The sequence below is a fragment of the Mycobacterium sp. ENV421 genome, from assembly GCF_002887815.1.
Taxonomy (GTDB): domain Bacteria; phylum Actinomycetota; class Actinomycetes; order Mycobacteriales; family Mycobacteriaceae; genus Mycobacterium.
Window position 1 is genome coordinate 1 of sequence record NZ_PDHO01000017.1, and the last position, 23,848, is coordinate 23,848.

A 23,848-nucleotide genomic window follows, 5' to 3' on the forward strand; every position below is an offset into this window, starting at 1 on the left:
CACACCCTCCTAGAACTGGTCGCGAACTGACTCACAACCAGCCTGGCAAAGAGGGGCGGAGTAACAACGCGCGCTTCACGATTCACGCCGGCGAGGCGTTCGGCCTGCCGTCCATCCACGAGGCGCTGGCCTACTGTGGGGCCGACCGGCTGGGCCACGGTGTGCGCATCGTCGACGACATCGAGGTGGCGCCCGACGGTACGGCGCGGCTGGGACCGCTGGCCGCGATCCTGCGTGACAAGCGCATACCGCTCGAACTGTGCCCGAGTTCCAACGTCCAGACCGGCGCGGTGGCGAGCATTGCCAGCCATCCCTTCGACCTGCTCGCACGGCTGCGGTTTCGGGTCACCGTCAACACCGACAACCGCCTGATGAGCGATACCACGATGAGCCAGGAGATGGCGCGCCTGGTCGATGCGTTCGGCTACGGGTGGAGCGATCTGGAGCGGTTCACCATCAATGCGATGAAATCGGCGTTCATCCACTTCGACGAGCGGCTGGCCATCATCGACGAGGTGATCAAACCGCGCTACGCGGTCCTGATCGGCTGAGGCGCAGTCCCACCCTTTTTGTTTGCTCCGCCCCGGCTTCACAGCGCTCCCACCGCGCGCCGGCAGCTCGGCGGGCGTACGATCCGATTTGCGGACCGGCATCCGCCACGAATTGCGCCGCCACCTCGTGATACGTCTGCGCCTACCAGTGCGATGTAACTTGGTGTGATGTCCAAGCGCGCCGTTTTGAGGGGCGTGTCACCACATAAGCTCCTCACGGGCTTGGGTCGGGTGATCGTTCGCCACCCTCTGCTCGTGATCGCTGCTTGGCTCGTGCTGGCCGGCGCTCTGCTGGCCCTCATCACCCCGCTGGCTGTCGTCGCGGCCCGCAACCCGCCGGATTTCCTGCCCAAAGACGCGCCGGTGCTGCTCTCCGTCAAGAAGATGCAGGACGCCTTCCATGAAGCCGACGCGGGCAATTTCGCCGCGATCATCCTCAGCAACGACAACGGGCTGACCCCGGCCGACGAGGACGCCTACCGGCGGATCGTCGACACGCTCAAGGACGACACCAAGAACGTCTCGTCACTCCAGGATTTCGTGCGCACCCCTGAGCTGAAAGAGGTGATGACCAGCAAGGACGGCAAGGCCTGGAACCTGCCGGTCAGCATGACCGGAACCATGGGCACCCCGGATGGCCAGGAGTCGTATCGCCACGTCATCAACGCCGTCCAGGAGGCGGCGAAGGGCTCGTCGCTGCAGGTCAACGTGGTGGGCGGCGGCGCGACCATCGAGGACATGAACGTCATCGGCGCCCGCGACCAGCACATGATCGAAGTCGCCACGGTGGGCTTGGTGTTCTCGATTCTGCTGTTGGTGTATCGCAGCCTGATCGCGATGCTGATGCCGCTGATCACCATCGGCATATCCCTGGTGGTCGCTCAGCAGGTCGTGGCCGGCCTCGGCGAACTGGGGCTCGGCCTGGGCCCACAGACCATGATGTTGATGGTCGGCATGATCATGGGTGCCGGCATCGACTACGGCGTCTTCCTGTACAGCCGGTATCAGGAACTCACCAAGACCGGGATGGCCTCCGACGACGCCCTGGTCGAAGCCCTGGTGTCCATCGGCGAGGTGATCGCCGGCTCGGCGGGCACCGTGGCGCTGACGTTCCTCGGGATGTCGTTCACCAAACTGGCCATCTTCTCCACCGTCGGGCCCGCGCTGACCGTGACGATCGTGGTGGGCTTCCTGGCCTCGATCACCCTGCTCCCGGCGTTCATCGTGCTGGCCGGTCGGCGGGGATGGATCAAACAGCGGCGCGACATCACCGGCCGCTTCTGGCGCCGCTCCGGTGTGATGGTCGTCCGCCGGCCCGTCGCGTTGCTGGCGACCAGCGTGGTCATCCTGGGGGCGCTGGCCGCCACCACATCGCTGATGAGGTTCAACTACGACGACCGCAAGAACCTGCCGCAGGACTCCGCGAGCAACCGCGCCTACGAGGTGATGGACAAACACTTCCCGATCAGCAGCACGCTGCAGCAGTTCCTGTTCATCCAGTCGCCGAACGATCTGCGCACTCCCAAGGCACTGGCCGACATGGAGCAGATGGCCGCGCGCATCGCGCAGCTGCCGGACATCGATCTGGTGCGCGGAATCACCCGTCCGACCGGGGAGGTGCTCGAGCAGGCCAAGACCACCTACCAGGCCGGTGAAGTCGGCACCAAGCTCGGCGACGCGTCCAACCTGATCCACACTAACGACGACAACCTCAATCTGCTCTCCGGCGGTGCCGGCAAGATGGCCGACGTTCTCGGTCAGATCCGTACCCAGGTGGTGGGATCGATCGCCAGCGTTCGCGGGTTGACCAGCGCGCTGGACGCCATGTCGCAGAAGTACGGCGGGGCCAAGACGCTGGACCAGATCGACAAGACCGCGTCGTTGGTGACCAGCATGCGCTCGCTGGGCGACTCGTTGGGCCTGACCATTCTGCGGGTCACCGGCATCGGCGATTGGGCTGCGCCGATGCTCAACGCGCTCAACGTTTCTCCGGTGTGCGACGCGGATCCCGCCTGTGTCAACTCTCGGTCGGATCTGCAGAAGATCGTCGACGTCGCCAACACCCCGGCCGTCAAGTCCATCGAGGAATTCGCGCGAGAACTCTCCAAGACCGACGGATCGCAACAGCTCGACCAGGCCGTCCACGACCTCAGCCAGAACGTCAAGAAGGTGACCTCCGCCGCGCGCTCACTCGGCGTCGGCCAACCCGGCGGGGTGGAGAAGAAACTCAACGACGCGGTCACCGGCGTCAACACGCTCGCCGACTCGAGCCGTCAACTCGCAGTGGGTGTTCAGACCCTCGTCGACCAGACCCGCAATCTGGGGCAGGGGCTGGACCAGGCGTCGTCGTTCCTGCTGGCGATGAAGCGGGAGGCGGCCGACCCGCCGATGTCGGGGTTCTACATCCCGCCGCAGGTGTTGACGATGGACGAGTTCAAGAAGGCCGCCAAATTGTTCGTCTCCGAGGACGGTCACTCGGCGCGCTACCTGGTCCAGACGGCGCTCAACCCGTTCAGCACCGAGGCGATGGATCAGACCAAGCTGATCGTCAACACCGCGAACGCGGCCACGCCGAACACGCAGCTCGCCGGTTCCGAGATCTCGATGGTGGGCTTCTCCTCGATCAACGCCAACATCCGGGACTTCTACGACTCCGACTTCGTCTACATCCTCTGCATGACCCTGATCGTGGTCTTCCTCATTCTCGTGATGCTGCTGCGCGCGATCGTCGCGCCCCTGTACCTGGTGCTCTCGGTGGTGCTGTCCTACGGCGCGGCGCTGGGCATCGGGGTGGTGCTGTTCCAGTTCATCCTCGGACAGGAATTGGCTTGGGGCGTACCGGGAATCGCGTTCATGGTGCTTGTCGCGGTCGGCGCCGACTACAACCTGCTGTTGATATCCCGCATCCGTGACGAGGCGAAATACGGTGTGCGCTCGGCGGTCATCCGCACTGTCGGCGCAACCGGCGGCGTCATCACCTCGGCGGGCCTGATCTTCGCGGCATCGATGATGGCGCTCACCGTCAGCAGCGTGCTCACCGCCGCGCAGATCGGCTTCGTGATCGGCGTCGGGCTGCTGCTGGACACCTTCCTGGTGCGCACGCTCACGGTGCCGGCCGCCGCCGTGCTGGTCGGTGACGCCAACTGGTGGCCGGCCAAACCGCCGCGCATCAAGTTCGAAGCCGCCAAGCGTGCCGCCGCGAGTGCGGCGGCGACCGCCCCTGTCGCGGTGCTCGACCACGACGAGACGGACGTCCAGGATTTCGACGACACCGAAGGTGAATCCGCCTGGGAGGCGGAAGGCGGAGCGACGCGGGACGACTAGAACCGCGGGGTGGGCACCCAGGGCATGAACCGCGCCGACCAACTCACCAGGTTGTCCGCGACCGCATCTTCGAGCCGATACCGGGTGTTCACCGGGTCATCGGTCCACAGCGACGAAATCACCTGAGCGAGACCGTCTATGCGCAGCAGGTTGAACTCCGAGTCGTCCTCGAGCTTCATCTCGCGCAGCGCCGCCTGGTACGGAAGGTCGATGTGCAGCGGCTTTTCCAGCCCATCGATGGCGAACCCGGAGATGCCGTTGTCGTCCTCGACGCGACGGAGGCTGGCGCCCTTGGGATCTGGGATCGGGTGGCCCATCGGGTCGCCGGTCAGCGTGGTCGTGCTGCCGGTGACGGAGAACGACCCCTCGGACTGCCGGTACGGCTCGTGGACCTCGCCGACCTTTCCGCCGCGGAATCGGTACTCGATGTCCACGCCGCCCGGGACGCGCCGGCTTCGGGCCGACGTCGGCGGCAGCAGTCCCAGCCATGACCGGACCAATGCCAACGCGTGATAGCGATAACCCATCTGCGACATGGCGACTCGGCTCACCTCGCCGAGTGCACCCGACCGGATCGCCTCGCCGACCAGTCGGTACTGCGGCATGTTCATGAAGTCTTCACCGACCCGGATCGGTGACCACCGGCGGAACTGGCCGAGCCGGGCGAGATCGTCGAGACGCCCGACGCCGGGCGTGTCGATGACCAATGCGGCACCGGGAGCCAGGTGGGCCAACGACTTCAGCACGGCGACGTTGTTGGTCACCGTCACCGACACCAGCGCGAGGTCGATGTCGCCGGGGCGCAACGTCCGGGGATCGTCGATAGCCGGCACGCCCCAGCGTTCGGCCGCGCGGGACGCGTTCGCGTAGGTGCGGGAGTGGACCCCGACGACCTCGATGTGGGAGTCGAGCAGGCTCAACGCCGGAAGGAAAGCGTTACGAACGCGGTATCCGGAACCGACGACCAGCGCCCGCAGCCGGCTACTGGGCTGCGTCACACAACGCCCGCGGCGGCCAGTGCACGGAAACCGACGGTCTGAGCGCGAATGTAGGCCGCCTGGGCTCGGGACAGCTCGTTGCGCGTCGTCGGCGGCAGCGGGGTGCCGGCCGGGATCTCACCGCGGTCGGTCAGCGGGGTGGTGCTGCCCACCCGGTTCTCGTCGATCAGGGCCAGCAGTGCTGGATCGCTCAGGTACGCACGGGCGTCGGTGAACTCGGGCAGCCCGATCCGGTCGTTCGGCAGGCCGGCGGGCTGGAACGAGATCTTCAGCACGCGGCGGCGCACCGAACCGCGGTTCGGCGACGCGCGATGGAAGTAGGAGCGGTTCCACATCGCGGCGGTGCCGATCGGGCCGACCAGCTGTACCGCGTCACCGCCGGCGCGCATGCCGTTGTTGGGGCGGTGCGGATAGAACTCGAACGCGCCGTCGTCGGCACCGACCGGCGACAGCAGGATGAAAATGCTGATGAAAGACGGGAAGTCGGGGGTATAGGACCGAATCGTCTCGGTGTCACGGTGCCAGCCCAGCGGTTTGTCCCGGTGGATGTGCGGCCGGCCCTGGTTGGCGGCGATCTCATAGCTGTGGCAGTGGTACAGCAGGGCCGACGGGTGGATCCCGGCGATCAGCTGACGCGCCGGCTCGCTGAACAGTTCGGCGAAGATCCCGGTTTCGGCCAGGGCGTCGGCACTCGCGTACGACCGTCGCTCACCGTCGGTTCCAGCAAAGATCGGATCGAGGCGACGATTCCAGTCCTCGACCATCTCGACGGGCCACAGTCCGGTGACATCGGCGATGCCCTCGTTTGCCAGCAGGTCCGTCACAGTCCGTGTCGACGTCACCAGTGATACCTCCCTCAGCGAAATCCGCGCCCCCACGCTACAGGGTATCGGCGCTGGCTGCGAGGGGTCGGGCCGCCGCTACTGCGTGGCGAAGACGAACAGCCGGTGCTGGTATCCGTCGACGTTTGCCCAGTTCTCCTCGTGCACGCTGATGTAGCCGCGGTCCCGGAACAGCGTGCGGATGTCTTCTTCCAGGTAGCTGTTCAGCCAGCCGCGGCTGATCCGGTCGACCGCTCCGAGCTTGGTGCGACGGAACTGGTCATTGCTGTCCGGGCAGCCGTAGGAAATCACGACCCGCGGCACGAAAGCCGACAGCCAGTCGAGCACCGACGGCACGTCGCGCAGATACTCCAGGACCCCCATGATCACCGCGACGTCGTAGGTGTCCTTGCCCAAGTTGGGCAGTGGGCGTTCGTTCAGATCGCACACCAGCGTTCCCGGGCCCCGATCGACGAGATCGGACGGCGTGTAGGTGCACGACGGATCCAGGTGCTTCTCGAGAGTTCGGGTGCCCGCACCGAATTCGATCACCCGACTGCCTGCCGGAATCAGTTCGGCGGCCCGCTTTGTACGGGGTTCCCAGTCCGAGTAGAGGTTCCGCGTGTCGGCCCATCGCTTGTAGTCGGTCTTCTGCCGCAGTGCGGCGATGATCCCCAACTTCGGGATGTGGACGCGGCTCACTGGATGTTCACCCCAACTGTTGTCGTGCCGTGACAGGTTTTCCGAAGGTTAGCACCCCACTGCACGGTGCCCGGATGTGGTTTGCGGGCGAACCGACGCCGAAGTAAATTATCGGGCGGTCAAATTCCGCAGGTGCGCACGCTGATGCCCATGTCGGCGTTGCGCACGCCAGGAGCCGGGTGCCCAATATGGCGTTTGCTGATAGAGTCTTGCAGGCCTGGTCGGGGGGCGTGGGCGAAAAAACAAGGGGAGTGACCCGTATGCGACTAGCGGCTCGCAGCGCGGCGGTGGCGGCGGCCACCCTGGCAGCATTCTTGTCCTTGGTTCTGCTGTCGACATCGACAGCGGCCCTCAAGCTTCTCGCAAGCGGCGCAACGGTTCTCGTGATGGGCGGAACCGGGCACTCGTTGTCGCCGGACGAGGACTCCGATCAGTTCGTCCAGGACTACCTGGCCGGCGCGATCGGCAACTACGTCGCTCCCGCATCGACGCTGGGCACCGGCGTCCCCGGCAGTCCGTACAACACGGTCGCCGTCATCACCCCGGAACAGTCGACGCCCAACAACGGCACGCTGACGTTCGATCAGTCGGTGGCGCTGGGCAGGCAGAATCTCGACAACTGCATCAAGGCGACGTCATCGTGCAGTTACAACGACCAGGTGGGGTCCGTCGCGCCGGCTCCGGGCGACACCTTCGTCGTCTACGGCTTCTCGCAGAGCTCGACGATCTCGACTCTCGAGAAGCGGGCGTTGGCAGCCGAATACGCACCCGGTGAGGGCCCCGACGTCAGCTTCGTGCTGACCGCCAACGGCAACCGCCCGAACGGTGGATTCCTCGCCCGCGGGCCCGAAGGCGTCACGATCCCGGTGGGCTTGCCGTTCGGCGGGTCGACGTTCAACGGATCGACCCCGACCGACACCCAGTACGACACGACCGACATCGCCGCGCAGTACGACGGCTGGTCGGACTTCCCGGTCAACCCGCTGAACCTGCTGGCCGTCGCCAACGCGATGATGGGCGTCGACTATCTGCATCTCGGCGGCACCTACGACAACACCACGCTCACCGATCCGGGCGTGATCGATCAGGGCCAGTACGGCGACACGCACTACTACCTGATCTCCACCCCGGTGCTTCCGCTGCTGATGCCGCTGGAGAAGCTCGGGCCGCTGGGCCACGCGTTCGCCGACACGCTGGACGCTCCGCTGCGGGTGATCATCGAGTCCTCGTATGACCGCACCACCAGCCCGGGCGTGCCGACGTCATGGAACGTCACGTACTTCCCGAACCCGGTGAAATTCGCCCGCAATCTGCTGGTCTCGATCCCCACCGGCTGGGACAACGGCATCCAGGACCTCACCGGCAAGCGCCCGTTCGGCACGACCCGGCCCGGGCCCTACGGAGTCGGCGGTCCCGACGTCACCTACACCGCCCCGGATACCACCTCGGATTCGTCGAGTGCGGCGGCAAGCACTGAGACGACCGCCGTGGCCGCCTCGGAACCGGCCGTGAAGAAAGCGACGGCGGGCGTCAAGCCGCACACCACGACGGGGACGAAGACCGCAGCCGCGGCCGGAGGTAAGGCCACGTCGTCCAAGGACACGTCGTCGTCGAAGTCGACGACCAAATCCTCGACGTCCTCGCAGTCGTCGCAGTCCACGCACAACAACGGAGTCGGCGGCTCCAAGCGCGCGAAGGCGAGCGCCGGCTCCAGCAGCTAGCTACTCGCGGCGCAGCCGCGACTCGACGAAGCGCTCGATCTCGTCCCACTCCTTGACCGCGGCCGTGTACGGGCCGGCAGGCCGGGAGTTCTCCTCGGGATCAAGCACGTAGTCGACGAGCTTGCCCAGCAGCCGGTCTTCGGCCAGCAGCGTGTCGACGGTGTCCTCCTCGGAGTACTCGCCGACGTCGCGCACCAACTCGACCGCGAGCTCCAGCTGGTCGTGGTCTATCGCGTCGGGGCCGTCGGCGATGTCGTCCGACAGCCCGGTCAGCACGTAGATGTTGTCCTCGGTGACGTCGACCCGGAGCGAACCGTCGGTGGCCGCGGTCCGGATGTCGTCGTAGGTGGTCAAGTCCGACAGGTCATGGTCGTGCTCGTCGGCGAGGTAGCGGGCCAGCGCACGCTCGGAGGTGAAGACGCTGATTCGGCCGTTGCGACCCAGGAAGATCGGCCGGTCATCGAAGTAGCAGCGCAGCGTGTAGAACGTGCCCGAGCTGGCCTGGATGCGCACCGGGTCGATGCCGACCTCGGCCCAGAAGTTCTCCTGGCTGCCGAGCACGACGCCGTCCTGCGGTGCCCGCTCGTCGGTCTCCTCCGCGACCGCGTCGGCGTCGTCGTCGGAATCTTCGGCCGACTCGTCGATCTCCTCCTCGTAGGGCTCCTCGAGCTCGTCGGCGGCCAGCTTGACGGCCCGCTCGTCGACCTCGGGCACGGTGATGACCTCGTCGATCGCTGAGAGCACGCTGTCCCAGCCGCGGGCGACGATGTCACCGACGACGCGCCAGCGCTTGAGCCCCGGCTTGCCGCTGAACTGCTCGTAGCCGCCCGAGAGCAAGCCGAGGTTGGGGTTGCCGTTGAAGAACCGCGTCACGGCGGGCAGCTCACACACCGAACCGATCGAGGACACGACGGCCATCGTGTTGGCCAGTGCGGTCACCGATTCTTCGGTGGGCTTCTCCGCCAACAGCTCCTCGACGACCACGAGGTCGACTTCGCGGTCCGGCACCGGCGTGAGCCTATGGGCGTTGGCCTGGGTCAGGTCCTCCCACGCGGGGTGATCGGTGAGGTCGTTGTCGGTGTTCGTGCGCACGAACGCGGCCAGGTCCGCCACTGACTCGAAGGCGAACAGGTCGTCGTCCTTGCCGAGGAACGCCTCCCACTCGTCACCGCCGTCGCGCCAGCGGGGCGCCCACAGCGTGTACAGGTCACCAGCGGTCACGCCCACGCGCACCGGAACGAGCTCAGCCATGCCGCACAGCCTAACGACGCTTGCTGGCGGGTAGCCTGCCCCCCGTGGGGAGGGTGCGCCGCGCACTGGCGATTATGGCGACGGTCGGGGTGTCTGTCGCCGGCATCCTGGCCGTCACGGGGTACTTCTTGTTCACTCGCCCACACGCGGACCCGCTATCCAAAGCCGACGCGATCGTCGTACTCGGCGGCGACGACGACGGCCGCTGGGAGTACGGCCTGAATCTGGCCAGGCAGGGTTACTCCAGCACGGTGCTGCTGTCCAACGCCTACTCGGACCGGCCGGCCGTGCTGTCCGACTTCCGGCAGGCGTGTGCGGCCAGTACCGGCAGCATCACCGTTCTGTGTTTCATCCCCGACCCGTTCACCACTCGCGGCGAGGCAATGTATGTGGCTCGGCTTGCCGAGCAACACAACTGGAGCCACGTGATCGTGGTGTCGTGGAACTACCACATGGTGCGCGCCCGCTACGTTTTTCATCAGTGCTTCCACGGCGACGTGATCATGCGTCCGGTGCCGCGGTCCTATGACTTCACACCGTGGCAATGGGCGACCGTGTACGCCTACCAGTACGGCGCGTTGGTCAAGGCGTTCGGTGTTGGCTGCGATTCGGCCTGAGACCTCATACAGTCTCTGCGCATGGATGTCTGCGTCATCGATCACCCGCTGGCCAGAGCACGGCTGACCACCCTGCGTGATGAGCGCACCGACAACGCGGCTTTCCGCTCCGCGCTGCGCGACCTGACCCACATGCTGGTCTACGAGGCCACCCGCGATGCGGCGTGCGCCGAGATCGCCGTCCGCACTCCCGTCGCCGAAACGTCCGGCTCACGGCTGGCCTCCCCGCCGCTGCTGGTGCCGGTGCTGCGGGCCGGGCTGGGGATGGTCGACCAGGCGCACGCGCTGATCCCCGAAGCGAAGGTGGGTTTCGTCGGGGTGGCCCGAAACGAGACGACGCATCAGCCGACGCCGTACCTTGAGTCGCTGCCGGACGACCTGAGCGCCCAACCGGTCATGGTGCTCGACCCGATGCTGGCGACCGGTGGCTCGATGGCGCACACCATCGGACTGCTGCACCAGCGCGGCGCGCGTGACGTCACCCTGGTGTGCGTGGTGTGCGCGCCGGAAGGCATTGCGGCGGTGGCGAAAGTCGCGCCATCGGCGCGGCTGTTCACCGCGACCATCGACGACGGCCTCAACGACGTCGCCTACATCGTTCCCGGTCTCGGCGATGCCGGTGACCGCCAGTTCGGCCCGCGCTGACTACCAGCTGCGAGCGCTCGCCAGCAGCTGCTGCTGCACGGCGGCCGCGCGCCCACGGGCCGCGGCCAGATCGGCGCCGACGGCTTCGCCGACTTCGGTGTAGCACTTGACTTTCGGCTCGGTCCCCGAGGGGCGGACCACCACCCGCACCGTGGTCTGCTGATCGCCGCCGGTGAGGAACACCGCGTCGCCGTCCGCCGTGGCTGCGACCGCAAAGCCCGCGAGTTCGGCGGGCGGGTCTCGGCGCAGGCGATTCATCATCGCTGCCGCCTCGTCGGCGTCGGCCACCCGCCGCGACAGGGCTGCGGTGGTGTGTACGCCGTGACGCCGGGCCAGCCGGTCGAGGGCATCGGTGATCGACATGCCCTGAGCGGCAACGTGTGCCACCAGATCGCAGGCCAGCACCGCGGCACCGATGCCGTCCTTATCCCGCACCGCAGCCGGGTCGACGCAATGACCGATGGCTTCCTCGTAGGCGTAGACCAGGCTGCACCCGGTCAGCCCGGCGTCGGCACGGGCAAGCCATTTGAACCCGGTCAGCGTCACGACGTGCCGGGCGCCGTATTCGGCGGCGATCTTGCCGAGCAGTGCAGACGACACCACGCTGCTGGCCACCACACTGGTCGCGGCATCCGCGGCGGCAAGGGTCGATAGGATGTAATCGCCCAGCAGCCAACCCGTTTCGTCGCCGGACAGCATGCGCCACCCGTCGGGAGCGGGGATGCCGACGGCGCAACGGTCGGCATCGGGATCCAGCGCGATGGCGATGTCGGCGCCGATATGATCCGCCAGCTGCAGTAGCGCGTCCGCCGCGCCCGGTTCCTCGGGGTTGGGGAAGGCGACCGTGGGAAAGTCCGGATCCGGGGCGAATTGGCTTGCCACCGTGTGCACATCGTCGAACCCGGCCGCATGCAGGGCCTGCAGGGCGAGCTCGCCGCCGACGCCGTGCATGGCCGTCAGCGCCACTCGTGGATTGCCGCTGGTGCCCCGTCGCACGGTTGCTGCACGGGCTACGTACGCGTCGACCAGCGTGTCGCCGGCAGGGGGCACGGGCCGCCGCGGGATCTCGTCGGCCGCCGGTGCTGTGGTGATCGCCGCTTCGATCTCCCGGTCGACGGGGGAGACGATCTGCAGCCCGCCCTCGAAGTAGACCTTGTAGCCGTTGTCGGTCCGCGGATTGTGTGAGGCCGTGATCTGAACCCCGGCGGCAGCGCCACTGTGCCGGACCGCGAACGCGACGACCGGCGTCGGCACCGGATGCTCCCACGTGATCACCGAAAATCCGTGAGCGGCAAACACTTCCGCGGCAGCGCTGGCGAACTGCGCCGACCCGTGCCGGGCGTCTCGGCCCACCACGACCGTGCAACCGCTGAAGCCGCGCTCGGTCAGCACGCGGCTCACCGCCCAGGTGGCGCGCACCACGACGGCGAGGTTCATCGAGTCCGGGCCGCCGCGCACCGGGCCGCGCAGACCCGCGGTGCCGAACGTCAGCGGCCGGGCGAACCGGGCGGCGCGTTCGCCGGGATCCAGGGCGGCCAGCTCGGCGGCCGTGACCGGATCGGGATCGTGGGCGATCCAGTCCTCTTCAGTCACGAGGCGAGCTTGCGCAGGACCGGTGCGGTGAGCATCAACAGATTGAACTCCAGCTCGGAGAGCTGGCTACGCATCATGTCCTGCAGCCACGCGTCGCGCTGGGCCCGGTCGCGCGACAGCAGCTCCAATCCGTCCCCGGTGAGCTCGACGAGCTGTCGGCGGCGGTCGGCGTCGTCCGGACGGCGGGACAGCAGTCCGCGCGACTCGAGCTCGTTGATGCTGTCGGTCAGTGACTGCACCCGAACCTGCAGGCGGGCGGCGATTTCGGCAGGCGTGGTCACCCCCGCGCGGCTCACGTCGCCGAGAAGCTCGAGCTGGCTGAGCGTCAGCCCGTTGTCGGGGCGATGCCTGCGAAGCTGACGGGCCAGCGCCATCATGGCCTCCCGCAGCTCGGTGGCTGCTTCCGACGGTGCGATGCTTACGGTCATATTACAAGTTATACCTTGCTAATTAGTGAGTGATATCGCGTGAAACGCTGGTGGCATCCGACAATATGCAAGGGCATACTTGTCATTATGCGGTGGATGTTGCTGGTGATCGTCACGATCGGGGTCACCGTGCCATTGGACCGCTTCGGTGTGCCGTCCGCCGCGCTGTTCGCCGCCCTGCTGGTCGGCATCGTGCTGGCGATCGCCCGGTTGGCGCCCACGAGCGTGCCGCGCCGCGCGGGCCTGGCCGCCCAGGGTGTGCTCGGGGTCTACATCGGCACCATGGTGCATTCCGACGCGCTGTCGGCCCTTGGGCCGAACTGGCCTGCGGTCCTCGGGGTCGGCGTGATCACGTTGCTTCTCAGCATCGGCGCCGGCGCACTGCTCGGCCTGCACCGTGACATCAGCGCTCTGACCGGCGCGCTGGCCCTGGTCGCCGGGGGAGCGTCGGGACTTGTGGCGATCGCGCGCGAACTCGGCGGCGACGATCGTGTCGTCGCCGTCGTCCAGTATCTGCGCGTCGCGGTGATCACCGCGTCGATGCCCGTCGTCGTCACCCTCGTCTATCACGCCGAGCGCTCCGCCAACGCCGCGCAGGACAGCCAATCCCATTCAGCACCTTGGTATCTCAGCCTGGGGATGATCCTCGCTCTGGTGGTCGTCGGAGCGCTGGCGGGCCGGTTGGCCCGGCTGCCCGGGTCGGGGCTGCTCGGTCCGATGGCGGTGACGATCGTGGCCGAACTCAGTGGGGTGTCCTTCGGGCTGGCCGTACCGGCGGTGCTGGTGTCGGTGTCCTACATGCTGATCGGCTGGCAGGCCGGGGTGGCGTTCACCCGCGAATCGCTGCGGGCGATCGAACGCCTGCTGCCCACCGCGCTCGGATTGATCGTGCTGCTCAATGTCGCCACCGCGGGCCTCGGCGTGGCACTGTCCACGATCAGCGGCGGCAGCCTGCTCGACGGCTATCTGGCCACCAGCCCGGGCGGTATCTACGCCGTATTGGCCACCGCGGTGGAGACCGGCTCCAACGTCACGTTCATCATCGCCGCGCAGGTGCTGCGGGTCTTGCTGATGTTGTTCGCCGCACCGATGCTGGCCCGCGGATTCGTGCGGCTGGCCTACAGGCGCGCCAGCACCGACGCCAGCAGCGAGCCCATCGCGGTGGCCGACGCTCGGCCGGCGGCCAGAACCTCGTCGTGACTGAGCGGCTCGCCGGTCATCCCGGCGGCCAGGTTCGTCACCAGCGACAACCCCAGCACCTCGGCGCCTGCGGCCCGTGCGGCGATGGTCTCGTGCACCGTCGACATCCCGACCAGGTCGGCGCCCAGCGTCCGGAGCATCCGGATCTCGGCCGGCGTCTCGTAGTGCGGACCGGGCACCCCGGCGTACACGCCCTCGGCCAGGCTCGGGTCGACCCCGCGCGCCAGTGCGCGCAGCCGCGGGGAGTATGCGTCCACCAGGTCGACGAACTGCGCCCCGACCAGCGGTGAGCGGGCGGTGAGGTTCAGATGGTCGGCGATCAGCACCGGCTGGCCGACCTGATACTCGGGTCGCAGGCCGCCCGCGGCGTTGGTCAACACCACGACCTGGGCGCCCGCCGCCCGTGCGGTCCGCACGGGATGGACGATCGTGCGCAGGTCATGACCCTCGTAGGCGTGGATGCGGCCCAGCAGCACCAGCACATTGTGCGAACCGACCGGCACCGACAGCACCCGGCCGCGATGGCCCAGCGCCGACGGCGGCGTGAAGCCGGGGATCGTCGACATCGGGATCTCGGCGACGGGCGTCCCCAGCGCCGCGGCCGCCGGCGCCCACCCCGATCCGAGGACCACGGCGACGTCGTGCCGGGGTACGCCGCTGTGCTCGGCGATCACCGCTGCGGCATGCTCGGCGTCTGGACTCACAGCCAGCGAGCCTAGTCGTGAATGCGATACTGCGTTGATGCCCACAGCCACAGCGTCGACCCGCGTCGAAGACGTGGTCGCGGCTCGTGGTGGCGATTTGATCGCGCTCTCGCACGCCATCCACGCCGAGCCCGAACTCGCCTTCGACGAGCACCGCAGCTGCGCCAAGGCGCAGGCGCTGGTGGCCGAGCGCGGGTTCGAGATCACCCCGGCGGCGGGCGGATTGGACACCGCGTTCCGCGCCGATTTCGGGTCGGGACCACTGGTGATCGGGATCTGCGCCGAGTACGACGCGCTGCCCGGCATCGGCCACGCGTGTGGACACAACATCATCGCGGCGTCCGCGGTCGGCACCGCCCTGGCGCTGGCCGAGGTGGCCGACGAACTCGGGCTCACCGTCGCCCTGATCGGCACCCCCGCCGAGGAGTCCGGCGGGGGCAAGGCCCTGCTGATCGAGGCCGGGGTGTTCGACGACGTCGCCGCGGCCGTCATGTTGCATCCGGGGCCGATCGATATCGCCGCGGCGCGCTCGCTGGCGCTCTCCGAGGTGATTGTCACCTACACCGGCCGGGAGTCGCACGCGGCCGTCGCGCCGCATCTGGGCGTCAACGCCGCCGACGCGGTGACCGTCGCGCAGGTGGCGATCGGCTTGCTGCGCCAGCAGATGGCGCCCGGTCAGCTCACCCATGGCATCGTCACCGAGGGCGGGTCGGCCACGAACATCATCCCCGGCCGGGCCCGGTTGCAGTACACGATGCGGGCTCCCGTCACCGAATCGCTGCAGGAATTGGAGGCCAAGATGCGCGGCTGCTTCGCGGCGGGTGCGGTCGCGACCGGATGCGAACACGAGATTGCCGAAGCCGCGCCGCCGTACGCCGAGCTGACCCCGGATCGCTGGCTGGCCGAGGTGTTCCGCGACGAGATGATCACGATGGGTCGCACACCGGTGCCCGCCGAGGTGGAGGCCGCCATGCCGCTGGGGAGCACCGACATGGGCAATGTGACGCAGCTGCTTCCGGGCATCCACCCGGTGGTCGGCATCGAATCCGGCGGCGCGGTGATCCACCAGCCGGGCTTCACCGTCGCCGCGGCGGGCCCCAGCGGTGACCGTGCCGTCACCGAGGGTGCAATCATGTTGGCGCGCAGCGTCGTTCGGTTGGCGCAGACGACTGCCGAGCGCGATCGGGTGCTGGAGCTGCGGGATCGTCGGGGGGGGCGGGCATGAGTATCGCGGATACGACCGAGTCCTGGTTGGCCAGCCATTTCGACGATCTGGTGCAGTGGCGCCGCCACATCCACCGGTACCCCGAACTCGGTCGCCAGGAGTTCGCCACCACGCAGTTCGTCGCCGACCGGCTGGTCGAGGCCGGGCTCAACCCCAAGGTGCTGCCCGGCGGGACCGGACTGACCTGCGACTTCGGGCCCGAGCATGCGCCGCGGATCGCGTTGCGCGCGGATATGGACGCGCTGCCGATGGCCGAGCGGACCGGCGCGCCGTACAGCTCGACCATGCCGAACATCGCGCACGCGTGCGGGCACGACGCGCACACCGCGATGCTGATCGGCGCCGCGACCGCGCTGGCGTCGGTGCCCGAACTGCCGGTAGGTGTCCGACTGATCTTCCAGGCCGCCGAGGAGCTGATGCCGGGCGGCGCGATCGACGCGATCGCCGCCGGTGCGCTGGTGGGCGTTTCGCGAATCTTCGCGCTGCACTGCGATCCCCGCCTCGCCGTGGGCCGCGTCGCGGTCATCCCGGGACCGATCACGTCGGCGGCGGACTCGATCGAGATCACCCTGACGTCGCCGGGCGGCCACACGTCGCGGCCGCACCTGACCTCGGATCTGGTCTACGGGATGGGCACGCTGATCACCGGGCTGCCCGGGGTGCTGTCCCGGCGCGTCGATCCGCGGCATTCGACCGTCATGGTCTGGGGTGCGGCCAATGCCGGTGTCGCGGCCAACGCGATCCCGCAGTCCGGATCGCTCGCGGGCACGGTGCGGACTGCCAGCCGCGAGACCTGGGTCGGCATGGAAAGCCTTGTGCAGGAGATCGTTTCGGGACTGTTGGCTCCGCTGGGCATCGAGCACACGCTGCATTACCATCGCGGCGTGCCGCCGGTGGTCAACGAAGAGCGCTCGACCCAGATCATGACGCACGCCATCGAGGCGGTGGCTCCCGACGCGCTCGCCGACACCCGTCAGTCCGGCGGCGGCGAGGACTTCTCCTGGTATCTGGAGGAGGTGCCCGGCGCGATGGCACGGCTCGGGGTGTGGAGCGGGCGCGGACCGCAGCTGGACCTGCATCAGCCGACGTTCGACCTCGACGAGCGGGCACTTGCAGTAGGGGTTCGAGTTCTGGTCAACATCGTCGAGCAGTCCGCGGGGTATTGATGAAGCTTTTGGTCACTGGCGGCGCGGGCTACGTCGGCAGCGTATGTGCCCAGGTGCTGGTTGAGCAGGGGCACGAGGTCGTCGTCGTCGACGACCTGTCGACGGGCAACGCCGACGCGGTGCCGTCCGGCGCGCGGTTCGTCGAGGCCGACATGGTCGATGTCGCACCGGAACTGCTCGGCGACGGATCGTTTGACGGCGTTCTGCACTTCGCCGCGAAAATCATGGTGGGCGAGTCGGTCGAGGCGCCGGAGCGGTACTGGGACGGCAATGTCATCAAGACGCTGCACTTGCTGGAGGCGATCCGCCTTGCCGGTGTGCCGCGGTTGGTGTTCTCCTCGACGGCGGCCACCTACGGCGAGCCCGAGTCGGTGCCGATCACCGAGGACGCGGCGACCAAGCCGACCAGTGCCTACGGCGCCACGAAGCTGGCTATCGACCATGCGATCACGTCGTACGCCATCGCGCACGGGCTGGCTGCGACCAGCCTGCGTTACTTCAACATCGCCGGGGCGTACGCCGGACTGGGTGAGCGCCACCCGGTCGAGTCGCACCTGATTCCACTGGTGCTGCAGGTCGCCACCGGGCAGCGCCAGGAGATCCTGGTGTTCGGCAACGACTGGCCGACGCCGGATGGCACCTGCATTCGCGACTACATCCATGTTCGCGATCTGGCCGACGCGCACCTGCTGGCGCTGCAGAACTCGAAGCCCGGCGAACATCAGATCTACAACCTGGGCAACGGCACCGGCTTCTCGGTCCGCGAGGTGATCGCCAGCTGTGAGCGGGTAACCGGCGTCTCGATAGCGGCGCGTGATGTCGAGCGCAGGCCCGGCGACCCGGCCGTGCTGATCGCCTCCAGTGAGAAGGCCATCACCGAACTCGGCTGGAAGCCGCAACACTCGTCGATCGACGAGATCGTTTCCGACGCTTGGGACTTCGTGCGGGGCTAGCCGCTGCCATGCCCCGGGCCGACGTTGCTCGCGGGCCGGGTGCGCAGGTCGTGGACGTACTCGTCCGGCGCGCCGGCGATCTCGGCGGCGTCGGCCATCACACCGATGTAGCGCGCCGACGGTAGCCCGCCCTCCCAGGCGTCCAGCACGTAGAGCCAGGCGAGCACGGGATCGGTTGTGGTGTCCGTCGATTCGCATTCGATGCGACATCTGATCTTCTTGTGGAAGCCGAGCTCGGAGCCTTCCCAGCGGTCCAGGTTCGCCTCGTCGGCCGGGGTCATGTCGTAGAGCACCACGAACACCTTGGAGTCGGGGTCCTCGACCAGGGTCGCCAGCGCGCCCTCCCAGCCGATGTCCTCCCCGGCGAAGGTCAGCCGCCAGCCGTGCAGCCAGCCGGTTCCGGCCATCGGCGAGTGCGGCGCACGCTCCAGCATCTGCTCGGGATGCATGTTGGATCCGTAAGCGGCGTAGAGCGGCACGGGGAAAGCCTAGAGCGTCCGCTCGCCGGGAGCGCAGGGACTGGGTCAACTAGCCTTGTCCGGGTGACGACGCGGATCGTGATCATCGGTGGGGGGCCGGCCGGCTACGAGGCGGCACTGGTCGCCGCGGGTCGCGGCCGGGAGGTTGCCGAGGTCACCGTGGTGGACTCCGACGGCATCGGCGGAGCCTGCGTGCTCTTCGACTGCGTGCCGTCCAAGACGTTCATCGCCTCGACCGGGGTTCGCACCGAACTGCGCCGCGCCTCGGGCCTGGGATTCGAAATCGGCATCGACGATGCCAAGATCTCGCTGCCCGACATCAACAACCGCGTCAAGACCCTGGCCCGCTCGCAGTCCGCCGATATCGGCACCCAGTTGCTGCGCGAGAAGGTCAACGTCGTGCAGGGTCACGGTGAGCTGATCGACGCGGTCCCCGGCATGGCACACCACCGGGTCAAGGTCACCACCACCTCCGGCCAGGTCGGGGTGCTCAAGGCCGACGTCGTGCTGATCGCCACCGGCGCCAGCCCCCGCGTGCTGCCCAACGCGGTGCCCGACGGCAAGCGGATTCTGACCTGGCGCCAGCTCTACGACCTGCCCGAGCTGCCCGAACATCTGGTGATCGTCGGCTCCGGCGTCACCGGTGCCGAGTTCTGCAACGCCTACACCGAGCTCGGCGTCGACGTCACCGTCGTCGCCAGCCGTGACCAGATCCTGCCGCACGAGGACAGCGACGCCGCGGCCGTGCTGGAGGAGACCTTCGCCGAGCGCGGCGTGACGCTGGTCAAGAACGCCAGGGCCGACTCGGTGGTCAGCACCGGCACCGGAGTAACCGTCACAATGGCCGACGGCCGGGTCGTCGAGGGCAGCCACGCCCTGATGACCGTCGGATCGGTGCCGAACACGTCGGGCCTGGGCCTGGAGAGGGTCGGCATCGAACTCGGCCCCGGCAACTACATCCCGGTGGACCGGGTGTCGCGGACCTCGGCGGCCGGGATCTACGCCGCCGGCGACTGCACCGGCCTGCTGCTACTGGCGTCGGTCGCGGCCATGCAGGGCCGGATCGCGATGTACCACGCGCTGGGTGAGGGGGTGGCCCCGATCCGGCTGCGGACGGTCGCCTCGGCCACGTTCACCCGACCCGAGATCGCCGCCGTCGGCGTGCCGCAAACCGCGATCGACAGCGGATCGGTGCCGGCCAGGACCCTGATGTTGCCGCTGACGACCAACGCCCGCGCCAAGATGTCGCTGCTCAAGCGCGGCTTCGTCAAGATCTTCTGCCGGCCTGCCACCGGCGTCGTCATCGGCGGTGTGGTGGTCGCGCCGATCGCCTCCGAACTGATCCTGCCGATCGCCCTGGCGGTGCAAAACCGCATCTCGGTGACCGATCTGGCGCAGACGTTATCGGTGTACCCGTCACTGTCCGGGTCGATCGTCGAGGCTGCGCGCCGACTGATGGCCCACGACGATCTCGACTAGCCTGAGGTCATGAGCGACCCGATCCTTCGACCGGGCACCGGTCAGACCTATCTCGGACCAACCGAGCGTGCGCACGCCTGGGAACGGCTGGGCAGCGAACAGTTCGACGTCGTCGTCATCGGTGGCGGTGTGGTCGGTGCGGGCTGCGCACTGGATGCCGCGACCCGCGGGCTCAAAGTGGCGTTGGTCGAGGCGCGCGATTTCGCCTCGGGCACGTCGAGCCGCAGTTCGAAGATGTTCCACGGCGGTCTGCGCTACCTCGAGCAGCTGGAGTTCGGCCTGGTCCGTGAGGCACTGCACGAGCGTGAACTGTCGCTGACCACGCTGGCGCCGCATCTGGTCAAACCGCTGCCGTTTCTGTTCCCGCTGACCAAGAGGGTCTGGGAGCGGCCGTACATCGCGGCGGGCATTTTCCTCTACGACCAGCTCGGCGGAGCGAAATCCGTTCCGGCGCAAAAGCATTTGACGAAGTCCGGTGCGCTGCGACTGGCGCCGGGCCTCAAACGCAGCTCGCTGATCGGCGGGATCCGCTACTACGACACCGTCGTCGACGACGCCCGGCACACCATGACGGTTGCCCGCACCGCCGCGCACTACGGCGCAGTGGTGCGCACCTCGACCCAGGTGGTCTCGCTGCTCCGCGAGGGGGACCGGGTGGTCGGGGTGACGATCCGGGACTCCGAAGACGGTGCGGTCGAAGACGTCCGCGGTCATGTCGTGATCAACGCCACCGGGGTGTGGACCGACGAGATCCAGGCATTGAGCAAGGAGCGCGGCCGGTTTCGGGTGCGGGCATCCAAGGGCGTGCACGTCGTGGTGCCGCGGGACCGGATCGTGTCCGAGGTGGCGATCATCCTGCGTACCGAGAAGTCGGTGCTGTTCGTGATCCCGTGGGGCACCCACTGGATCATCGGCACCACCGACACCGACTGGAACCTCGACCTGGCGCACCCGGCCGCGACGAAGGCCGACATCGACTACATCCTGGGGCACGTCAACACGGTGCTGGCCACGCCGCTCACGCACGACGACATCGACGGGGTGTACGCCGGGCTGCGGCCGCTGCTGGCCGGGGAGAGCGAAGAGACGTCCAAGCTGTCCCGCGAGCACGCGGTCGCGGTGCCATCACCGGGCCTGGTCGCCATCGCGGGCGGCAAGTACACCACGTATCGGGTAATGGCCGAGGACGCGGTGGACGCCGCCGCCGAGTACATCCCGGCGCGGGTGGCGCCGTCGATCACCGAGAAGGTGCCGTTGATGGGCGCGGACGGGTACTTCGCGCTGGTCAACCAGACCCAGAGCGTGGGCGCCGGTTACGGGCTGCATCCGTACCGGGTGCGGCACCTGCTGGACCGGTACGGCTCGCTGATCGGCGATGTGCTGGCGCTGGCCGCCGACAAGCCGGAGTTGCTCGATCCGATCACCGATGCGCCGGTCTATCTGAAGGTGGAGGCCGCCTACGCGGCGGCCGCCGAAGGGGCATTGCACCTGGAGGACATCCTGGCCCGGCGGATGCGGATCTCGATCGAGTATCCGCACCGCGGCGTGGACTGTGCCCGCGAGGTCGCCGAGGTGGTCGCCCCGATACTCGGCTGGAGTCAGGACGATATCGACCGCGAGGTGGACACCTATCTGGCGCGGGTGGAGGCCGAGGTCCTTTCGCAGGCTCAGCCCGACGACGAGTCCGCCGATGCCCTGCGGGTGTCGGCACCCGAGGCCCGGGCCGAGATCCTCGAGCCGGTGCCCTTGAATTGACCGGGCCTTGAGGCGACCCGCTCCCTTGCCGGTGCGCGACGGACTCGGGCCGGCGCGGCTGCGGTTGCAGGGCGGCAATGTGGCCGACGAATTCGTCCGCCGGTTCGGGCCGGACGGGCTGGCGAAGGTGCGCGACGGCGAGGTGGTCGACGCCTCCGGCGCGGTGATCTCGTTGTCGACGGTGTTACCGCCCGGCGCGCACGTGTACCTGTATCGGGAGCTGCCCGACGAGGTGGTGGTGCCGTTCGACATTCCGGTGCTCTACCGCGATGACGACATTGTGGTGGTCGACAAGCCGCACTTCCTGGCCACCATGCCGCGTGGCGGGCATGTCGCGCAGACGGCGTTGGTGCGGCTGCGTCGTTCGCTCGATCTGCCCGAGTTGAGTCCGGCGCATCGGCTGGACCGGCTGACCGCCGGGGTGTTGCTGTTCACCGTGCGGCGCGAGGTTCGCGGGGCGTATCAGACGTTGTTCGCGCGTGGCGAGGTGTCGAAGACGTACGTGGCGCGCTCCTCGGCGCCAGTGCGTGTGGATCTCCCGGTGATGCTGCGCAGCCGAATCGTCAAGCGGCGCGGTGTGTTACAAGCCGTGGAGGAGCCGGGCGAGCCGAATGCCGAGACGTTGGTGGAGGCGCTGGAGGACGGTTGGTATCGGCTGAGCCCGCGGACCGGGCGCACGCATCAGTTGCGGGTACACATGGCGTCGCTGGGTCTGCCGATCGACAACGACCCGCTCTACCCGCGGATCCTCGAGGTGGCGGCCGACGATTTCTCCGCCCCGCTGCAGCTGGTGGCGCAGCGGCTGGAATTCGTCGATCCGCTGTCCGGCGAGCCGAGGTCTTTCGTGAGCTCAGCGGGCGTGCGCTGAAGGGACCAATGCCCTCGGGGTGGTGACCTTCGGTCCCTGGTGGTTCGCTGTGAACCGCGCGACGCTCGAGGTATGGACGACGATCATGAGTTGGTGCTGGTAGCCGCATACCCTGACGTCGAGCGGGCCGCCACCGACTTCCATGAGCTGGAGAAGCGGATCAAAAACGGCTTGGAATTGCGAGCTGCGGCCTTGGTCACGAAGGACGCCGAAGGACAGCCGCACGTCTTGGAGGCGCACAATCGGCACGGCCGGGTGGCCCTCGGTATGGGCGCCGGGCTGGGGATCCTGTTCGGCCTGTTCCTGCCACCAGTAGGCCTCGCCGTCGTGGTGGGGGGCGCGGCAGGCGCTCTGGTGGGCGCGTTCGCCGAGCATGAGCTGCGCATCGGGTTGCAACGTGAAGTGGGTGGCGCGCTCGATGCCGGTACCGGGGTGGTGGTAGCGCTGGTCTATCCCAACGGCCGCGGACCGGTTGAGTCGACGCTGTACCGCGCCGCCGAGATAAGGTCGATCCGGATGGACCGCGCCACGATCAACAGCCTCGACGAACTGGTCGCCGACGAGATCGCGAAAATCACTCACCCGCCGTCCGACCCCGTCACCGCTGGCACGACGGACACCAGTACGTGATGCGGTCGTCGTCGGAGGACTCCGCGCGGCGGATCGGGGTGCCGCAGCGGCGGCACGGCTCACCGGCCCGACCGTAGACCCAGAGGTCCTGGCCGCCTCGGCGGTTTCCGGTGGTGGTGCGATTCACCCGTGTTCGGTTCGCCCACAACATGTCTCGCGCTCGGGTGACCACCCGCAGCGGGTCGGAGAGGCTGCTGACGGGACTGGTGGGGAGTCGGCCGAACACGAAGCAGAGTTCGTTGGCGTACACGTTGCCGACGCCTGCGAGGTTGCGCTGATCCAGCAGTGCCGGTGCGATGGGACGGTCGGGGTCTTCGGCCAGGTTCGCTGCCGCCACTTTGGGATCCCAGTCGTCGCCGAGCAGGTCAGGGCCCAGGTGGGCGACGGCATCTTCGTCGCGTTCGCGGTCGAGGACCTCCAGGATGCCCAAGTCGATGCCCAGCGCTTGAATGTCGCCGGCTTCCAGGGCGATTCGGATCTTGTAGGCGTTGCGGATGGGTTTACCCGTCGGGCCGACCCGCCATGCGCCGTCCATCTTCAGGTGCGAGTGGATGCTGGCCGGGCCCACCCGGATGAACAGGTGCTTGCCGCGGCTGATCACCTCGTCGACGGTGTGGCCGGCGAGGTCCACGGTGGCGTAGCGCGGCACGCGGATATCGCAACGGGTCAGCGTCTTACCGACCAGCGCCTCGCGCAGGTTGGCCGCGGTGCGGAAGACGGTGTCGCCTTCGGGCATGG

22 protein-coding genes are annotated in these 23,848 nt (G+C 68.0%); 13 read left to right on the forward strand and 9 right to left on the reverse strand.

Annotated elements, in window-relative coordinates; genetic code table 11:
* Both CRM90_RS19150 and CRM90_RS19155 read left to right on the forward strand, forming a co-directional pair.
* Positions 1–551: amidohydrolase family protein (locus CRM90_RS19150; RefSeq protein ID WP_502693293.1), on the forward strand; the 551-nt coding region annotated here is incomplete at its 5' end.
* 168 nt (positions 552–719) lie between these two features.
* Positions 720–3,875 (forward strand): MMPL/RND family transporter, encoded by a 3,156-nt coding sequence (locus CRM90_RS19155; RefSeq protein WP_102808530.1) that lies wholly within the window; start codon positions 720–722, stop codon positions 3,873–3,875.
* On the opposite strand, the gene CRM90_RS19160 is transcribed toward CRM90_RS19155, so the two are convergent.
* The 3 genes from CRM90_RS19160 to CRM90_RS19170 form a co-directional block, all read right to left on the reverse strand.
* Positions 3,872–4,873, reverse strand: a complete 1,002-nt coding sequence (locus CRM90_RS19160; protein WP_102808531.1) for a Gfo/Idh/MocA family oxidoreductase — start codon at positions 4,871–4,873, stop codon at positions 3,872–3,874. The genes CRM90_RS19155 and CRM90_RS19160 overlap by 4 nt on opposite strands.
* Complete coding sequence (locus CRM90_RS19165; RefSeq protein ID WP_142391401.1) at positions 4,870–5,715, reverse strand: phytanoyl-CoA dioxygenase family protein; 846 nt, start codon at positions 5,713–5,715, stop codon at positions 4,870–4,872. The genes CRM90_RS19160 and CRM90_RS19165 overlap by 4 nt, the downstream gene beginning before the upstream one ends.
* A gap of 78 nt (positions 5,716–5,793) precedes the next feature.
* On the reverse strand, positions 5,794–6,396 hold the full coding sequence (locus CRM90_RS19170) for a class I SAM-dependent methyltransferase (RefSeq protein WP_102808533.1): 603 nt from the start codon (positions 6,394–6,396) through the stop codon (positions 5,794–5,796).
* Between the two features lie 260 nt (positions 6,397–6,656).
* Between CRM90_RS19170 and CRM90_RS19175 the strand changes: the two genes are divergently transcribed.
* The gene (locus CRM90_RS19175; protein ID WP_102808534.1) at positions 6,657–8,117 is read left to right on the forward strand and encodes a PE-PPE domain-containing protein; all 1,461 of its coding nucleotides are present in this window, start codon (positions 6,657–6,659) and stop codon (positions 8,115–8,117) included.
* On the opposite strand, the gene satS is transcribed toward CRM90_RS19175, so the two are convergent.
* Complete coding sequence (gene satS / locus CRM90_RS19180) at positions 8,118–9,368, reverse strand: protein export chaperone SatS (RefSeq protein ID WP_102808535.1); 1,251 nt, start codon at positions 9,366–9,368, stop codon at positions 8,118–8,120.
* Between the two features lie 44 nt (positions 9,369–9,412).
* On the opposite strand from satS, the gene CRM90_RS19185 reads away from it, so the two are divergent.
* On the forward strand, positions 9,413–9,985 hold the full coding sequence (locus CRM90_RS19185) for a YdcF family protein (protein ID WP_102808536.1): 573 nt from the start codon (positions 9,413–9,415) through the stop codon (positions 9,983–9,985).
* 21 nt (positions 9,986–10,006) lie between these two features.
* The gene (gene upp, locus CRM90_RS19190) at positions 10,007–10,630 is read left to right on the forward strand and encodes a uracil phosphoribosyltransferase (RefSeq protein ID WP_102808537.1); all 624 of its coding nucleotides are present in this window, start codon (positions 10,007–10,009) and stop codon (positions 10,628–10,630) included.
* Here the strand turns inward: upp and CRM90_RS19195 are convergent, their stop codons facing one another.
* Together CRM90_RS19195 and CRM90_RS19200 are read right to left on the reverse strand one after the other, a co-directional pair.
* Positions 10,631–12,223: a phospho-sugar mutase gene (locus CRM90_RS19195; RefSeq protein WP_102808538.1), complete on the reverse strand. Its 1,593-nt coding sequence runs from the start codon at positions 12,221–12,223 to the stop codon at positions 10,631–10,633.
* On the reverse strand, positions 12,220–12,651 hold the full coding sequence (locus tag CRM90_RS19200) for a MarR family winged helix-turn-helix transcriptional regulator (RefSeq protein ID WP_102808539.1): 432 nt from the start codon (positions 12,649–12,651) through the stop codon (positions 12,220–12,222). The genes CRM90_RS19195 and CRM90_RS19200 overlap by 4 nt, the downstream gene beginning before the upstream one ends.
* Before the next feature lie 87 nt (positions 12,652–12,738).
* On the opposite strand from CRM90_RS19200, the gene CRM90_RS19205 reads away from it, so the two are divergent.
* The gene (locus CRM90_RS19205; protein WP_102808540.1) at positions 12,739–13,851 is read left to right on the forward strand and encodes an AbrB family transcriptional regulator; all 1,113 of its coding nucleotides are present in this window, start codon (positions 12,739–12,741) and stop codon (positions 13,849–13,851) included.
* On the opposite strand, the gene CRM90_RS19210 is transcribed toward CRM90_RS19205, so the two are convergent.
* Positions 13,770–14,555, reverse strand: a complete 786-nt coding sequence (locus tag CRM90_RS19210) for a purine-nucleoside phosphorylase (protein ID WP_233209397.1) — start codon at positions 14,553–14,555, stop codon at positions 13,770–13,772. The genes CRM90_RS19205 and CRM90_RS19210 overlap by 82 nt on opposite strands.
* Before the next feature lie 37 nt (positions 14,556–14,592).
* Here CRM90_RS19210 and CRM90_RS19215 point away from each other — a divergent pair, with 37 nt between their 5' ends.
* From CRM90_RS19215 to galE, 3 genes are read left to right on the forward strand one after another with little or no spacing between them, the layout of a single operon-like run.
* Positions 14,593–15,780, forward strand: coding sequence for a M20 family metallopeptidase (locus tag CRM90_RS19215; protein WP_102808541.1), 1,188 nt, complete (start codon positions 14,593–14,595; stop codon positions 15,778–15,780).
* Positions 15,777–16,946 carry an amidohydrolase gene (locus CRM90_RS19220; protein WP_102808542.1) on the forward strand — a complete coding sequence of 390 codons (1,170 nt, stop codon included), beginning with the start codon at positions 15,777–15,779 and terminating at the stop codon, positions 16,944–16,946. The genes CRM90_RS19215 and CRM90_RS19220 overlap by 4 nt, the downstream gene beginning before the upstream one ends.
* Complete coding sequence (galE, locus tag CRM90_RS19225) at positions 16,946–17,899, forward strand: UDP-glucose 4-epimerase GalE (RefSeq protein ID WP_102808543.1); 954 nt, start codon at positions 16,946–16,948, stop codon at positions 17,897–17,899. Before CRM90_RS19220 ends, galE begins: the two co-directional genes overlap by 1 nt.
* On the opposite strand, the gene CRM90_RS19230 is transcribed toward galE, so the two are convergent.
* Positions 17,896–18,378: a gamma-glutamylcyclotransferase family protein gene (locus tag CRM90_RS19230; RefSeq protein ID WP_102808544.1), complete on the reverse strand. Its 483-nt coding sequence runs from the start codon at positions 18,376–18,378 to the stop codon at positions 17,896–17,898. The genes galE and CRM90_RS19230 overlap by 4 nt on opposite strands.
* Positions 18,379–18,441: 63 nt before the next feature.
* Here CRM90_RS19230 and CRM90_RS19235 point away from each other — a divergent pair, with 63 nt between their 5' ends.
* From CRM90_RS19235 to CRM90_RS19250, 4 genes are all read left to right on the forward strand, one after another.
* Positions 18,442–19,857, forward strand: coding sequence for an NAD(P)H-quinone dehydrogenase (locus CRM90_RS19235; protein ID WP_102808545.1), 1,416 nt, complete (start codon positions 18,442–18,444; stop codon positions 19,855–19,857).
* Between the two features lie 9 nt (positions 19,858–19,866).
* A complete protein-coding gene (locus CRM90_RS19240) occupies positions 19,867–21,612 on the forward strand; it encodes a glycerol-3-phosphate dehydrogenase/oxidase (RefSeq protein ID WP_102808546.1) in 1,746 nt (581 codons plus the stop codon).
* A gap of 7 nt (positions 21,613–21,619) precedes the next feature.
* Positions 21,620–22,480, forward strand: a complete 861-nt coding sequence (locus CRM90_RS19245; RefSeq protein WP_102808547.1) for a pseudouridine synthase — start codon at positions 21,620–21,622, stop codon at positions 22,478–22,480.
* A 72-nt stretch (positions 22,481–22,552) separates the two neighbouring features.
* Positions 22,553–23,110 carry a DUF1269 domain-containing protein gene (locus tag CRM90_RS19250; protein ID WP_102808548.1) on the forward strand — a complete coding sequence of 186 codons (558 nt, stop codon included), beginning with the start codon at positions 22,553–22,555 and terminating at the stop codon, positions 23,108–23,110.
* Here CRM90_RS19250 and nei2 read toward each other — a convergent pair.
* Positions 23,079–23,846 (reverse strand): endonuclease VIII Nei2, encoded by a 768-nt coding sequence (gene nei2, locus CRM90_RS19255; RefSeq protein ID WP_102808549.1) that lies wholly within the window; start codon positions 23,844–23,846, stop codon positions 23,079–23,081. The two genes, CRM90_RS19250 and nei2, sit on opposite strands and share 32 nt — an antisense overlap.
* Positions 23,847–23,848 lie beyond the last annotated feature (2 nt).